Annotated in this window: 15 protein-coding genes; 9 read left to right on the top strand and 6 right to left on the bottom strand. The window is 55.8% G+C overall.

Features of this window, described 5'->3' with window-relative positions:
• Window positions 1–143: 143 nt before the first annotated feature.
• The 3 genes from ACS0RQ_RS07335 to ACS0RQ_RS07325 are packed head-to-tail and all read left to right on the top strand — an operon-like array spanning window position 144 to window position 1,842.
• Window positions 144–500 (top strand): ArsC family reductase, encoded by a 357-nt coding sequence (locus ACS0RQ_RS07335; RefSeq protein WP_039079715.1) that lies wholly within the window; start codon window positions 144–146, stop codon window positions 498–500.
• Between the two features lie 3 nt (window positions 501–503).
• On the top strand, window positions 504–1,631 hold the full coding sequence (gene dapE, locus ACS0RQ_RS07330) for a succinyl-diaminopimelate desuccinylase (RefSeq protein WP_271849615.1): 1,128 nt from the start codon (window positions 504–506) through the stop codon (window positions 1,629–1,631).
• Between the two features lie 13 nt (window positions 1,632–1,644).
• Entirely contained in the window at window positions 1,645–1,842 is a 198-nt protein-coding gene (locus ACS0RQ_RS07325; RefSeq protein WP_039079713.1) for a YpfN family protein, read from the top strand.
• 46 nt (window positions 1,843–1,888) lie between these two features.
• Here the strand turns inward: ACS0RQ_RS07325 and ypfH are convergent, their stop codons facing one another.
• The 6 genes from ypfH to dapA form a co-directional block, all read right to left on the bottom strand.
• A complete protein-coding gene (gene ypfH / locus ACS0RQ_RS07320) occupies window positions 1,889–2,584 on the bottom strand; it encodes an esterase (RefSeq protein ID WP_107223197.1) in 696 nt (231 codons plus the stop codon).
• A gap of 77 nt (window positions 2,585–2,661) precedes the next feature.
• Window positions 2,662–4,671: a tRNA(Met) cytidine acetyltransferase TmcA gene (locus tag ACS0RQ_RS07315; RefSeq protein ID WP_334632458.1), complete on the bottom strand. Its 2,010-nt coding sequence runs from the start codon at window positions 4,669–4,671 to the stop codon at window positions 2,662–2,664.
• A 22-nt stretch (window positions 4,672–4,693) separates the two neighbouring features.
• Window positions 4,694–5,557, bottom strand: a complete 864-nt coding sequence (gene ypfJ / locus ACS0RQ_RS07310; protein WP_103245368.1) for a KPN_02809 family neutral zinc metallopeptidase — start codon at window positions 5,555–5,557, stop codon at window positions 4,694–4,696.
• A gap of 123 nt (window positions 5,558–5,680) precedes the next feature.
• Window positions 5,681–6,394: a phosphoribosylaminoimidazolesuccinocarboxamide synthase gene (purC, locus tag ACS0RQ_RS07305; protein WP_039079709.1), complete on the bottom strand. Its 714-nt coding sequence runs from the start codon at window positions 6,392–6,394 to the stop codon at window positions 5,681–5,683.
• A gap of 107 nt (window positions 6,395–6,501) precedes the next feature.
• Complete coding sequence (gene bamC / locus ACS0RQ_RS07300; RefSeq protein ID WP_271849613.1) at window positions 6,502–7,536, bottom strand: outer membrane protein assembly factor BamC; 1,035 nt, start codon at window positions 7,534–7,536, stop codon at window positions 6,502–6,504.
• A 16-nt stretch (window positions 7,537–7,552) separates the two neighbouring features.
• On the bottom strand, window positions 7,553–8,431 hold the full coding sequence (dapA, locus tag ACS0RQ_RS07295) for a 4-hydroxy-tetrahydrodipicolinate synthase (RefSeq protein ID WP_071193403.1): 879 nt from the start codon (window positions 8,429–8,431) through the stop codon (window positions 7,553–7,555).
• A gap of 145 nt (window positions 8,432–8,576) precedes the next feature.
• Between dapA and ACS0RQ_RS07290 the strand changes: the two genes are divergently transcribed.
• The 6 genes from ACS0RQ_RS07290 to ACS0RQ_RS07265 all read left to right on the top strand — a co-directional run bounded on the left by ACS0RQ_RS07290 (window position 8,577) and on the right by ACS0RQ_RS07265 (window position 14,962).
• Complete coding sequence (locus ACS0RQ_RS07290; protein WP_197687997.1) at window positions 8,577–9,149, top strand: glycine cleavage system transcriptional repressor; 573 nt, start codon at window positions 8,577–8,579, stop codon at window positions 9,147–9,149.
• On the top strand, window positions 9,149–9,619 hold the full coding sequence (gene bcp, locus ACS0RQ_RS07285) for a thioredoxin-dependent thiol peroxidase (RefSeq protein ID WP_039079706.1): 471 nt from the start codon (window positions 9,149–9,151) through the stop codon (window positions 9,617–9,619). The genes ACS0RQ_RS07290 and bcp overlap by 1 nt, the downstream gene beginning before the upstream one ends.
• A 284-nt stretch (window positions 9,620–9,903) precedes the next feature.
• Window positions 9,904–10,524: a 4Fe-4S dicluster domain-containing protein gene (locus ACS0RQ_RS07280; protein ID WP_271849612.1), complete on the top strand. Its 621-nt coding sequence runs from the start codon at window positions 9,904–9,906 to the stop codon at window positions 10,522–10,524.
• Window positions 10,524–12,545, top strand: a complete 2,022-nt coding sequence (gene hyfB / locus ACS0RQ_RS07275; RefSeq protein ID WP_271849611.1) for a hydrogenase 4 subunit B — start codon at window positions 10,524–10,526, stop codon at window positions 12,543–12,545. Before ACS0RQ_RS07280 ends, hyfB begins: the two co-directional genes overlap by 1 nt.
• 13 nt (window positions 12,546–12,558) lie before the next feature.
• Window positions 12,559–13,506 (top strand): respiratory chain complex I subunit 1 family protein, encoded by a 948-nt coding sequence (locus ACS0RQ_RS07270; protein ID WP_039079703.1) that lies wholly within the window; start codon window positions 12,559–12,561, stop codon window positions 13,504–13,506.
• A gap of 16 nt (window positions 13,507–13,522) precedes the next feature.
• Window positions 13,523–14,962 (top strand): hydrogenase 4 subunit D, encoded by a 1,440-nt coding sequence (locus ACS0RQ_RS07265; protein ID WP_039079702.1) that lies wholly within the window; start codon window positions 13,523–13,525, stop codon window positions 14,960–14,962.
• Window positions 14,963–14,968 lie beyond the last annotated feature (6 nt).

Genomic DNA, 14,968 nt, shown 5'->3' with positions numbered 1-14,968 from the left:
TTGCTGATGGCAAACCCTGGCAGGTAAATTTAATAACAGGAAGTATGATTACCCTGCGAATGAAATGATATTATATGTTTATTCGCCCATTATTATTCTAATTTTTTGGGCAATTAACCAAAGATAAGACAAAAGGATTCACCATGCTTACTCTGTTTGGCATCAAAAACTGCGACACCATCAAAAAAGCCCGCCGCTGGCTGGAAGCCCATCAGGTTGATTATCGTTTTCACGATTACCGCGTAGACGGTCTTGATGCCGATCTGTTGCAGCAATTTATTGCAGAACTGGGGTGGGAAGCGCTGCTCAATACCCGGGGCACCACCTGGCGCAAACTGGATGAATCGCTGCGTGCAACCATTACAAACGCGGATTCCGCAGCCGCGCTGATGTTAGAAATGCCGGCAATTATCAAACGCCCATTGCTCTGCGCGCCCGGTAAGCCTATGCTGCTGGGTTTCAATGAATCCAGTTATGAGACGTTTATCAACGAGGTGTAGTTTATGTCGTGCCCGGTTATTGAGCTGACGCAACAGCTTATTCGTCACCCTTCTCTGAGCCCCGATGATGCAGGGTGTCAGGCGTTAATGATCGAACGTCTTCGCGCCATCGGTTTTACCATTGAGCCGATGAATTTTGGCGACACACAGAATTTCTGGGCATGGCGTGGACAGGGTGAAACATTGGCCTTCGCCGGACACACTGACGTTGTGCCTTCCGGGGATGCTGACCGCTGGATCAACCCGCCGTTTGAACCCACTATCCGCGATGGCATGCTGTTTGGTCGCGGCGCGGCCGACATGAAAGGCTCGCTGGCGGCCATGGTTGTCGCCGCTGAACGTTTTGTTGCCACTCACCCCAGGCACAAAGGCCGTCTGGCGTTTCTGATCACCTCTGACGAAGAGGCCAGCGCCGCCAACGGTACAGTGAAAGTCGTTGAAGCCTTAATGGCGCGCAACGAACGCCTGGACTACTGCCTGGTGGGTGAACCCTCCAGTACCGAAGTGGTGGGCGATGTGGTCAAAAATGGTCGTCGCGGTTCGCTGACCTGCAATTTAACCATTCACGGCGTGCAGGGGCATGTTGCTTATCCGCATCTGGCCGATAACCCGGTACATCGCGCGGCACCCATGCTCAATGAATTGGTGGCGATCGAATGGGATCAGGGTAATGAATATTTCCCACCGACCAGCATGCAGGTGGCAAACATTCAGGCAGGCACCGGCAGTAATAACGTGATCCCAGGCGATCTTTATCTACAGTTCAATTTCCGCTTTAGCACCGAACTTACCGATGGGATGATCAAAGAACGCGTTGCCGCACTGCTGGAGAAACATCAGTTGCGCTACACCATTGACTGGTGGCTCTCTGGTCAGCCGTTCCTGACCGGTCGGGGTAAGCTGGTTGATGCGGTGGTTAATGCCGTTGAGCACTATAATGAGATTAAACCGCAGTTGTTAACCACTGGCGGCACATCAGATGGTCGCTTTATTGCACGTATGGGCGCGCAGGTCGTGGAACTGGGGCCAGTTAACGCCACCATTCATAAAATCAATGAATGTGTGAACGCGGCTGATTTACAGCTGCTCGCCCGCATGTATCAACGCATTATGGAACAACTCATCGCCTGACGGGGAGGAACGCATGGAATGGTTCGCGAAATACTGGTGGATTCTGGTGCTGGTTTTTTTACTCGGCGTACTGCTGAATGTGATCAAAGACCTTAAACGCGTCGATCACAAAAAATTTCTGGCTAACAAACCGGACCTGCCACCGCATCGTGATTTTAACGATAAGTGGGATGATGAGGACGACTGGCCGAAGAAAGACCAGAAGAAGTAATCCCGCCCGATCTGCCCGGCTGCGTCATGAGCCGGGCACGTTTTTGTTAGATCAATTCAATAATGTCATCGTCGTCCGGTTTACCGCCACTCAGCGCTTCATCGAAATAGTGCTTCGGTACGGTATAACGCAGGTGATCGAGGGCGAACTGCAAACTGCGATCATCAATCGCATGCCCTAAATCCTCCACAATATCGAGCGTCACATCGCCACCTGCACGCAGCAACGCTTCCTGCGCCGCAACCGCATGGGCCAAATCAATGACGCGATCTTCACCACCGTGAATCAGGTGAATGGTTGATGCCGTCGAGGCCGTCTGCGGCAGACTGGCGTAACGTCCATTAAAGGCGATCACGCGGGATGCCAAATCGGGCTGCGCTTTCACCCCCTCCAGCGCCATGATGGAGCCTTGCGAAAAACCAATCAGGGCGGTGGCCTGTGCGTTTACGCCGCTTTGCTGCTGCCAGTAGCGAACCGTTTCAATAAATACCGGCATAATGGCATCAATGCGTGCCTGGCGGTTTTCTTCGGTAACACCCTGCACGGAGAACCACTGACGCCCCGTTGGACCGCAGGGTTCCACGCCCCCAATGCTGACAATCATCGCCTCAGGAAACAGCGGTGCGAAGTAGCTGCCGATCTGCCCCATATTCGCCGGGTTATCGCCAACGCCATGAAAGAAAAGCAGTAACTGTTTCGCGGCGCCTGCCGGTTGTTGAACAACAAAATGGTCATGTTTCATGGCGGTCTCCTTAATTCGTTGCCTGCAGTTTACGCCGGGGAGGAATAATCACCATGCCATTTAACTGAATGAGTTAGTTAAAAAAATTGCAGTTGCCGCACCTGCGCTTTCAGCAAAATCGTGCGTTCAGGATCGAGTAAGGAAAGTGCCGATGCGGCCTCCTGGCGCTGTGCGACCAACAGCGCTTTACGGCCCGAAAGCGCCCGTGCGTGGCAAATATCCGCCTCACTGCGCTTCTCTGTGAGCTGCATCCGTAATGCATTCAGGGGTAAATCGACCTGCATCAACAACCTTTGCAACGCACCCGTTGCCGAAGAGAGCGGGCGATGGGCAAAGGCAAACCCGGCCAGTTCCTGCCAGTCATCATTATTAAGGGTAGTCTCTGGACTGACGGTAAGGGGTAACTTTTCCCCTTTCCAGGCATCAAGCCAGGGTAAATCTCGCGCCAGCCTGCGCTGCTCATTGGCGGCAAGCGCCTGTCCTGCCACCGTCAGCGGCAATACTGCCATGGCGGTATAGCAGCCACTGCTCGCCTCCCGGTGGCTGCCAAGCCTGACCAGTTGGAACCCGCATCGCTGCCAGAAATGCCACAGCGAAGCCGTATACCCGAAACTCACCGAGAGGTAATCGCAGCCCGTGACATGCTGGCGGGCATGCGCAATTAACGCCTGTCCAAGCCCTTCCCGCTGACGTGACGGATGGACGGCAATGCGGCTCACGCGTAAACCGCGCAGCGTCGCAGCAAGCGGGCTGCCACCGTGGGCCGCCAGCGACTGCGCCACCAGATTCCCACGAGGACGACGAAATCCCGCCCAGACAGCCTGGCTGAGTCCGGCTGACAATCCCCCCTCCTCCACCAGCCAGAGCGCTGCCAGTAATGCATCCGGCGTTTTCGTGAGCCAGAAATGTTGCCCCGGCGCGTCCATCATACGGCGCAAATCCAGAGGAGAGGTGCGGTAATGGGCGCTGGCAAGCAGCCGATAGAGTGCAGACGGAAGTGAGGGGTGCGTGGACCATGCGGATTGGTCAAGCGAAAGGATTGTCGCCTCGCCCGTCGGTTTCGTCAGTGCCGACGCATCGTCAAACAGCAATACCCTGTTGATAAACGCTTCCAGCGGGCAGCCTTCTGCCCAGCGCAGGGGAGTGTGCAACTGGCGGTGTATGAGATGAGGAAAACCGGCACAGAATTTTAATAAGAAGCCCTGACCGGTTCCTTCGTAACCTTGTACCGTGGTGGTCAACAATACATAACGGAACGCCGAGACGAGCGTCGTCAACAGCGGCCCCGGAATGGCTGCCGCTTCATCGACGACTAACCACTCTGACAGCGGCTCCCCCCGGGCAATGCGTGCGAGTAACGCATCCGGGGCAATAAAAGTCATCTCTCCGGCATAGTGTGCCAGTACATCCGTTGCAGAACGTCCCGGTGCGGTAACAATGGCCGACGTCGCCAGACGCGCAATGTGCATACCCGCCAGGGCTGACTTCCCGCGCCCGCGCGGTGCCGTTACCACCATGACACCCGGCGGCATCGCGGCAAGTTCAGCCAGAATCGCTCGCTGTTCCTCTTCGGGCGCGCCTGTCGCGGCATGCCAGGCGGGGCGCACAGAAAAGTCAGGGGGACGGAATGGATGTGCGTGCGACCAGAGCATCACGTTTTCGTCTTGCCGCAGCGCCCGGTAAAAGTGTTCAACAAAGCGCGGCGTGGCAATCGGCTCGGCGGTGTCACTCCAGCGACAACTGTCGTTATCAGGCCGTTGCGCCCATGCATCAAGCGGCGGCGTAAGGAGGACCAGAAAACTGCCCGGTTTCAGCGTGCCGCTGAGCGCCGCGAGCGCGGCGACATCAAAACCGTAACGGGCATCCAGCACGGCATGGGTGAATTCGCGGCCAAGCAAGGTGGTGAGCGCACGCGGCGCGCAGTGTAGCGGCCAGTCTGTTGATTCACCTACCCACAGCCAGTCGCCGGGTAATGAGACGCGAAGGTGATTGGCCTGTTGCAGGCACACCTCACCTTCACCCGCGATAACCAGCAAACGGCGGATCCCCTGGTCTGCCATTTGGGCACTCAATGCAGTTAATGACATTCAGATGTCCCGGCACCGAACACTAAAGCGTACCGCTAAACGTATTGCACTGGGCCGGGTCGCCACTGTCCATTCCGCGTTTGAACCAGTTATAACGCTGTTCGGAGGTGCCATGGGTAAACGTATCGGGGATAACCAGCCCCTGGCTACGTTTCTGCAATCGATCGTCGCCCATTGCGGTCGCGGCGTTCAGCGCCTCTTCCAGATCGCCTGCATCCAACACACCTTGTTGTTGCATGCTGTGTCCCCAGACCCCGGCATAGCAGTCGGCCTGCAATTCCAGACGTACCGACAGCGCATTGGCTTCGGTTTGTGACGCGTTTTGCTGGAGCTGGCGTACTTTAGCCTCAGTACCGAGTAATTTTTGCACGTGATGTCCGACTTCATGAGCAATGACATACCCCTGAGCGAAATCACCGTTCGCCCCAAGCTTGTGCTTCATGTCGTCATAAAAGGAGAGATCAATATAGACTTTACTGTCCGCCGGGCAATAAAACGGCCCCATAACGGATTGCCCGGTGCCGCAGCCTGTTGTCACCCGGTTACGGTACATCACCAGTTTAGGTTGCTGGTAATGGCGCCCCATTTTTTCGAAAAGTTGCCCCCAGGTGTCTTCGGTCGTGGCGAAGATAACACTGGTGAATTTCGCCGCTTCATCTTCCTGCGGGCTGATGGAGCGCTGCTGAGAACTGTTGTCGACCGGTTCCCCGGTGATAAGGCCCGTTAAATCCACACCGTAGTAACTGGCGAAAATGACCACCACCAGCAGAATGATGCCGCCCTTACCGCCCGGCAGGCGAAATCCTGGCCCCCGAATAACGGGTCCGCCCGATTCATCGCGCCGGTCTTCAATATTGTTGCTTTCACGACGCCCTTGCCAGCGCATAACCACCTCATTATCTAACGTATTAATAATGATCGTAGGCGGTTGCGGGGAGGATTACCATAAGAAAAAAGAGGCAAGGAACCAGAGGATGCGCACATCCCCCGGTTTGCAGCGGATTATCGCTTAGTCCAGCTTAACACCCAGGCGATGGGCAACGGCTTCGTACGCTTCAATCACGCCGCCCAGGCTCTGACGGAAACGGTCTTTGTCCATTTTTGCCAGCGTTTCTTTATCCCACAGACGGCTACCGTCCGGTGAGAATTCATCGCCCAGTACCACTTCACCTTTGAACAGACCGAACTCCAGTTTGAAGTCGACCAGGATCAGGCCTGCGTCATCAAACAGTTTTTTCAGTACATCGTTCGCTTTGTAAGTCAGCTCTTTCATGCGCGCCAGGTTCTCTTTGCTCACCCAGCCAAACGTTTCACAGTAGGAGTCGTTCACCATCGGGTCATGCATGGCATCGTTTTTCAGGAACAGATCGAACAGCGGCGGATTCAGCTCGATGCCTTCTTCAATTCCTAAACGTTTTACCAGTGAACCCGCAGCACGGTTACGCACCACACACTCTACCGGTACCATGTCCAGCTTTTTCACCAGGCATTCGGTATCGGACAACAACGCTTCCATCTGAGTTGGGATGCCCGCTTCTGCCAGTTTGCTCATAATGAAATGGTTGAATTTGTTGTTAACCATACCTTTACGCTCGAACTGCTCAATACGCGCGCCGTCCCCTGCTGACGTATCATTGCGGAATTCGAGCACCAACAGGTCCGGGTTTTCCGTGCTGTATACGGTCTTCGCTTTGCCACGATACAACTCAGCTTGCTTTTGCATCTTTGTCACTCCAGGTGTGATGATTTAACTAAAAAAGCTATTTTACACCGACGCACACGTTTGCGTCAGCCAAATAAAAAAAGGCCGGAGGTATCCGGCCCTTATTCTTACTTGTTAAACGCGGCCTCAAACGCTGCCACCAGGGCGTCGTTTTGCGACTGCGTTAACGTATGACCTTTCGGGTCAATAAACTGGAGGCTACTGCGGTTATCTAAATCACCGACCTGCAGTTTATAGTCGCCAGATGTCAGGCCCGGGTCACGCGCGCCCAGATCGCGCCATGCGCTATCGGACAACGGTTTGTAGGTGACGGCCATGCTACCGGTAGAACGGGTGCTGTCGGTCACTTTCATGCCCACTTTTTCCAGCACTGTCGGCAGGCGCTGCCACACTACGTTGAACGGACCACGCACCACCAGCATCGGCAGACCGGTATCATCCGCGCCGGACTGAACATCAAGCGACTTCACGCTGCGGTTTTCGGCGGCAGCCTGAGCGTCAGTGGATGTTTTATCCAGGCTCTGGGAGATCACGTTCAGCATTTCCGTGCTATAGCGCTGTAACGATGCGCTATCTGCAACCGGCTTACCCGCCTGCTCCAGATTTACGAGTTTAACGGTCACCGCCTGCTGATAACCCTGCGGTTTCACCGAGATTTGATAACGGCCACGATACTGCTGATCTTCATCGAGGCGGTTCCAGTCAACCCAGTCGGTCGTTAACGTCTGACTGGCGTCGTCACGCTTCGCGATGGCGTAGTTTTTCGCCTGGATAATGCTGACAACCTGCGGCCACAGGTTTGTGTTGCGGCCATTTTCAACCAACAGGGTTGCCGTATCGCCAGTAAACTGAGTGCGCGCACCCGTTACCAGTGCCAGCGGCTGCGCCGGCGGACGGATATCCAGCTCTTTACCCACAGCACCACTGCCGTTAGTGGCAGGAATGTTATATTCGCCATTCTGCACCGGCAGGATCATGCCAGCTGGCGCATGAAGTTCCGCAAGCGGCGCGGCATCCAGATAGGACTCGTCACCACTGACCTGACGTTTGTAGCGTGAATCCGAACTGCAGGCAGCGAGTAACATTACAAATGAAACTCCCGCCACCTTCGCCAGGCGCGACTTCTGTACTGAGTAAGCCATCAAATCTCCCTAAACTTTACAGCAATCCGGCATGCTTAAGCGCGGAGCGAACCACTTCACGACCGTGATCGGTGATCGGTGTCATCGGCAGGCGCAGCGTATCGGTTGCCACAAGCCCCAACTCCTTACATGCCCATTTCACCGGGATAGGATTGGGTTCGACAAATAGTTTGTTGTGTAACGGCATCAGGCGCTTGTTGATCACACGCGCTTCGGCGAACTGCCCTTCCGCTGCCAGTTTGCACATGTCGGCCATATCACGTGCCGCCACGTTCGAGGTAACGGAAATAACGCCGTGACCACCGAGTTGCATAAAGTCCATCGCGGTTGCATCGTCGCCGCTGAGCAGCAGAAAGTCATCTGAAACCAGCTCTTTGATCTGATGAACGCGACTTAAGTTCCCGGTCGCTTCTTTAATACCGATAATATTTTTAATTTCCGCCAGACGACCCACGGTTTCCGGCAGCAAATCGCAGCCGGTGCGCGATGGCACATTATACAGAATCTGGGGCAGATCGGTGTGTCCAGCGATGGCTTTGAAATGCTGGAACAGGCCTTCCTGTGTCGGACGGTTGTAATAAGGGGTTACTGTCAGACAGCCCACGATGCCGCTGTCATTGAAACGTTGCGTCAGGCTGATGGCCTCCGCGGTGGCGTTTGCGCCAGTCCCTGCGATAACAGGAATACGCCCGTCTGCCAGTTCCAGCGTCATCATCACCACATCCCCATGTTCTTCATGGCTGAGCGTGGCGGATTCGCCGGTCGTTCCTACAGAAACAATCGCCGATGTTCCACTGGCGACATGGTAATCAATCAGTTTTTTCAGGCTTGGCCGACAGACTTTACCGTTATCATCCATTGGCGTAACAAGCGCGACTATACTTCCCGTGAACATGGGCCATCCTCTGTGCAAACAAGAATCTCAATGGTACGTGTGGTGCTGTAATAAAAGCAAGTGACGTGAGGCGTTCCGGCGGTTGTATGCCGGTTTTTTTTATGCTTTCCTTATGATTATCTCAGGTTTGACAGGAAGCACAGGTTTGACTGCCTCATCACAACATTTTCTGGTTATTACTGCGCTGGGTGCCGACAGGCCGGGTATCGTTAATACCATCACGCGCCACGTCAGCAGTTGCGGTTGCAACATTGAAGACAGTCGTCTGGCTATGCTGGGAGAAGAGTTCACGTTTATTATGCTGCTCTCCGGCTCATGGAACGCTATTACGCTGATTGAATCAACGTTGCCGCTTAAGGGCGCAGAGCTGGATTTATTGATCGTGATGAAGCGTACCGCCGCGCGTCCTCGCCCTGCCATGCCTGCCACCGTCTGGGTTCAGGTTGAAGTCCCTGACTCGCCGCATCTGATTGAGCGTTTTACTGCCTTGTTCGACACCTTTCAGATGAATATCGCTGAGCTGGTCTCCCGCACACAACCGGGCGACGCCACCAGGGCTGCGCAGCTTTTTATTCAGATAACCGCTCACAGTCCTGCCTCGCAGGACGCATCAAATATTGACCAGGCATTCAAAGCCCTATGTACAGAATTGAATGCACAAGGCAGTATAAACGTGGTCAACTATTCACAGCATGATGAACAGGATGGAGTTAAGTAATGAATCCACTGAAAGCCGGTGATATCGCACCGAAATTTAGCTTGCCGGATCAAGACGGAGAACAAGTAAATTTGGCCGACTTCCAGGGACAGCGTGTTCTGGTGTATTTCTACCCGAAAGCGATGACGCCAGGCTGTACCGTCCAGGCATGCGGCCTGCGCGATAACATGGATGATTTGAAGAAAGCGGGCGTTGAAGTGTTGGGTATCAGCACTGACAAACCGGAAAAACTTTCCCGTTTTGCCGAAAAAGAGCTGCTGAACTTCACGCTGCTGTCCGATGAAGATCACCAAATTTGCGAGCAGTTTGGCGTCTGGGGTGAAAAGACCTTTATGGGCAAAACCTACGACGGCATTCACCGCATTAGTTTCCTTGTCGACGCCGATGGCAAAGTCGAGCATGTTTTTGATGATTTCAAAACCAGCAATCATCACGACATCGTGCTCAACTGGCTGAAAGAGAACGCCTAAGCGGGCTCAAATTGCATCCCCCTCTTCCGGGCGTCCCGTCTAAGGCCGCCCTTGTTTTCTGTCTTTGCCTCTCCCGCTAATTATTTGAAGTTGATCACACTTTATCACTCATTTCGACACTAGTGCCGACAATGGCTACTTCTCGTTCGCCCCTGACCATCACTTTTGTTGACTCAACACTGAGCAATCACATAAGCAACTGATAAATAATCATTTTAACATTTGGCATGACTTGTGCTTAAGAAGGCTCAACGATTTTCTCGCTTTCTTCTCAAGGAGCCGACATGAACCGCTTTGTGATTGCAGATCCCGAGTGGTGTATAGGATGCAATACCTGCCTTGCCGCGTGTTCGGATGTTCATAAAATTGAAGGGTTGCAGTACCACCCACGATTAACGCTGGTTAAAACGGACACCAAAACCGCGCCGGTCATGTGCCGACACTGTGACGATGCGCCCTGTAAACAGGTTTGCCCGGTGAACGCGATTTCCTTCAAGGATGACGCGGTCTATCTCAACGAAACGCTCTGTATCGGCTGCAAACTCTGCGGTCTGGTCTGTCCGTTTGGTGCGATTACCCCGTCAGGCAGCCGTCCACTCAACATTCCTGCACGCTACGAAAACTTCGTTCCGGAAGAGCAACTCCGGGATGTTCCCGCCAGCCCGCCAACCATGCAGCCGTTTTTACGCTGGAACGCGGGTGTACAGACTATCGCCGTCAAATGCGACCTCTGTCACTTCCTGCCGGAAGGTCCCGCCTGCATCAGATCCTGTCCGACACATGCGCTGCATCTGGTGCAGGAAGACGCGCTCAATAAACAGTTGAAAGCGCGCCGGCTGCTGGCCGCGCTCAACACGACGGACATGACCTTCAACTCTTCTTCACCCACGCCGGAGCAACGCTAATGGATGCCCTGCAATTATTGATGTGGTCAATCTTGTTATATGTCGCTGGCGGCGTCGCGTCACTGTTACTGGCCCGCCAGGAGGAACTGGCGATCAAGGTCGCCGGTCTGTCGGCGATGGCGGGCGGATTACTCGGTCTGGCGAGCGCCGTCACCGCGTTAACGGGGGCGCAGACGCTGCACTGGCAGGCCGTCGGCCCCTTCGCGTTTGCCCATTTTATCGTGCGGATGGACAGTCTGGCGGCTTTTATGGTGCTGGTGATTTCCCTGCTGGTGACCGTCTGCGGCCTCTATTCGCTCTCCTACGTGCGCGAATATGTCGGCAAAGGTGTCGGCGCGATGGGCTTCTTTATGAACCTGTTCATCGCATCGATGGTCGGTCTGGTAGTGATGGACAACGCGTTCTGGTTCATCGTGCTGTTTGAAATGATGTCGCTGGCCTCGTGGTTTTTGGTCATCACCGATCAGGACGACGAATCCATTCACGCCGGTCTGCTCTACTTCTTTATCGCCCACGCCGGGTCGGTACTGATCATGGTTGCCTTCTTCCTGATGTGGCGCCAGAGCGGCAACCTGGATTTCGCCAGCTTCCGTGAGTTGTCGCTATCACCGGGCGTCGCCTCCTCCGTCTTCCTGCTGGCGTTCTTCGGTTTTGGCGCCAAAGCGGGGATGCTGCCACTGCACAGTTGGCTAACGCGCGCGCACCCGGCCGCGCCGTCACACGCGTCGGCATTAATGTCGGGGGTGATGGTCAAAATTGGTATCTTCGGGATCATCAAGGTCGGTATCGACCTGCTCGGACATAGCGGTATTCCGCTGTGGTGGGGCGTGGTGGTACTGGCCTTCGGCGCGGTGTCGTCGGTGCTTGGCGTGCTCTACGCGCTGGCAGAGCATGACATCAAACGCCTGCTTGCCTGGCATACGGTTGAAAACATCGGCATCATTTTGATGGGCGTCGGCGTCGGCATGGCTGGCATTGCGCTACACCATCCGGTGATCGCCGCCGTCGGTCTGCTCGGCGCGCTTTTCCATCTGCTCAACCACGCGCTGTTTAAAGGGCTGCTGTTCCTCGGCGCCGGGGCGATTATCTTTCGTCTGCACACACGGGATATGGAAAAAATGGGTGCGCTGGCCAAACGGATGCCGTGGACCGCAGGCGCGTTCCTGATTGGCTGTCTGGCCATTTCCGCCATGCCGCCGCTCAACGGCTTTATCAGTGAATGGTATACCTACCAGTCGCTGTTCTCCCTCACCCGCGTGGACGCCATTATTCCCCGGCTGGCAGGCCCCATCGCCATCGTCATGCTGGCCATCACCGGCGCACTGGCCGCGATGTGCTTCGTCAAAGTTTACGGCGTGAGTTTCTGCGGTAACGCGCGCAGCGAAAAAGCCGACCATGCCCGGGAAGTCCCCTGGCCGATGGTGATTGCCATGTGTCTGCTGGCGCTGTTCTGCGTACTGGCAGGCGTCGGGGCAAATCTGGTTGCGCCACACCTGCTGCACATTGCCCAGTCGCTTTCTTCCCAGCAAACGCTGGCCGTGGCGCAAGGCGCAACGCTGATGCCGGGTGACGCACAGCAGGCGGTGCTGACGCCCTCGGTGGTCTTCCTGCTGCTTATCGCGATGCCCATACTGCCGGGCCTCTTCTGGTACATCAACCGTCACACCCGTGGCAACTTCCGGCGAACCGGTGATGCATGGGCATGCGGCTATGCCTGGGAAAAAGGGATGGCCCCGTCTGCCGGCAGTTTTACGCAGCCCCTGCGTGTGGTATTTGGCCCGCTTTATCGCATGCGTAAACAGCTCGATCCTGCCCAGCCGTTACAGCGCAGCCTGGGGGGCGTAACTATTGCCGCCACCTGCACAGAGCCGTTCTGGGACGACAAAATCATCCTGCCGCTGGTCAGGATAACCAAACGCATTGCCCGTGCGGTGCAGTATCTGCAAAGCGGCGATTTCCGTCTCTATTGCCTGTATGTGATCGCCGCGCTGGTGATCCTGCTGCTGACTATCGCCGTCTAAGGAGGGAGAGAAGATGATACAACCAACCCCTGACTGGTCACTGGGTCTGTTTGCCCTCTGCCAGGCGGCGTTTCTGCTGGCATTAACGCCATTATTTACTGGCATCTCCCGGCAGATTCGCGCACGGATGCACTCTCGCCAGGGTCCTGGCGTCTTACAGGACTATCGCGATCTGCAAAAACTGCTTAAGCGCCAGGAGGTGGCTCCGGCCTCGTCCGGCATGATGTTCCGCGTCATGCCCTGGGTGCTGCTGAGCAGCATGCTGGTGGTGGCGATGACATTGCCGCTGTTTGTGCGCACCTCACCTTTCGCCGGTGCGGGCGACTTAATCACCCTGATTTACCTGTTTGCCCTGTTCCGCTTCTTCTTTGCGCTCTCCGGCCTTGATACCGGCAGTCCGTTTTCCGGGATTGGCGCCAGCCGCGAACTGACGCTCGGCATCCTGGTGGAACCGATGCTAATTCTCTCGCTGCTGGTGCTGGCACTGCTGGCCGGGTCGACCAATATCGGCGCGATCAGCACCACGCTGGCGGCCGGTTGGGTCTCCCCTGTTGCTACGCTGCTGGCGATGCTCGCCTGTGGATTCGCCTGTTTTATTGAGATGGGCAAAATCCCCTTCGATGTTGCAGAGGCGGAACAAGAGTTACAGGAAGGGCCGCTGACCGAATACTCCGGGGCAGGACTGGCGCTGGTGAAATGGGGGATCGGCCTGAAACAGGTGGTGATGGCCTCGCTGTTCCTGGCGCTCTTCTTCCCGTTCGGCAATGCCGGCTCGCTGACCGTCGGGGCCATGCTGCTTTCGCTGGTCATCACGCTGGTCAAATTACTGGTGGTGTTTGTCATTGCGTCAGTGGTGGAAAACTCGCTCGCTCGCGGGCGGTTTTTACTGACGCACCACCTTACCTGGCTCGGTTTTAGTCTCGCCGCGCTGTCATATGTTCTTTGGTTAACCGGTCTGTAAGGAGCGCTGAATTACTATGGAAACAATTGCCCTGACGACCCTGCTCCTGCCGTTTATCGGCGCGCTGGTCGTCTCTTTGGCCCCCAGACAGACCGCCCCCATGCTGTCCACCGTGTTCGCACTGCTGGCAACTATCGCCACGGTCGCACTGGCGGCGGGCTTTCATGCCGCAGGCAGCGAGGTTGTAGATATCCCACTGCTTAGCGCCGGACAGATAGCGTTGTTCGGGATGACGGTAGACAAAATCAGTACTCTGATTTTGTTTGTGGTGGTCTTCCTCGGTCTGCTGGTGGCGCTCTACTCCACGGGATATCTGACCCGTGGCAATAAGGAACACCCGCACGATGGCAGCAATCGCTACTACGCATTCTTGCTGATTTTTATCGGTGCGATGTCCGGCCTGGTGCTCTCCTCCACGCTGCTGGGCCAGTTACTGTTTTTTGAAATCACCGGCGGCTGCTCCTGGGCGCTCATCAGCTATTACCAGTCCGAGAAATCCCAACGCTCGGCGATGAAAGCGCTGCTGATCACCCACGTCGGTTCGCTGGGCTTGTATCTGGCGGCGGCCACGCTGTTTCTGCAAACCGGCACCTTCGCGCTGAGCGCCTTAAGCCAGTTAAACGGCAGCGGCGCCTTAATCGTCTACGGTGGGATTTTGTTTGCCGCCTGGGGGAAATCGGCACAACTGCCGTTGCAGGCCTGGCTGCCGGATGCGATGGAAGCGCCGACGCCAGTCAGTGCATACCTGCACGCCGCGTCGATGGTGAAAGTGGGTGTTTACATTTTTGCCCGCGCTATTTCCGAAGGCGGGCAGATCCCGGAAGTCATTGGCTGGGTCGGCGTCACCATGGCGACCATCACCCTGGTGTACGGTTTCCTGATGTACCTGCCGCAAAAAGACATGAAGCGCCTGCTTGCCTGGTCGACCATTTCCCAACTGGCGTGGATTTTCCTCGCCCTGTCGATGTCGATTTTCGGTTCAAAAATGGCCTTCAACGCGGGGATTGTTTACATCTTTAACCACGCCTTCGCCAAGAGCCTGTTCTTCCTGGTCGCCGGGGCACTCAGCTATAGCTGCGGTACGCGTATGCTGCCGCGTCTTCGTGGCGTGATGCGCACGCTCCCCATTGCCGGGATCGGCTTTTGCGTTGCGGCGCTCGCCATTACCGGTGTGCCGCCGTTCAACGGTTTTTTCAGCAAGTTCCCCCTGTTTGCCGCCGGGTTCGCCCTCTCCGATCAGCACCCCATTCTGCTCGCGGTGATGATCCTGGCGCTGGTGGAATCGGTCGCCAGCTTCGGCTGGTTTATCTACTGGTTCGGGCGCGTGGTGCCGGGTGAACCCAGCGAAGAGGTGGCACAGGCGGCACCGCTACCGTATGCCATGAAACTGGTGCTGGGGATTCTGGTGGTGATGTCGCTGTGCTCAAGTCTCATTGCCGCAGCGTGGATTGGATAAAGGGAG

It is taken from the genome of Phytobacter diazotrophicus, from assembly GCF_052061655.1.
In the GTDB taxonomy this organism is placed as follows: Bacteria; Pseudomonadota; Gammaproteobacteria; order Enterobacterales; family Enterobacteriaceae; genus Phytobacter; species Phytobacter diazotrophicus.
The sequence above is the reverse complement of the archived record's forward strand: the minus strand, read 5'-3'. Positions and strand labels throughout refer to the sequence as shown.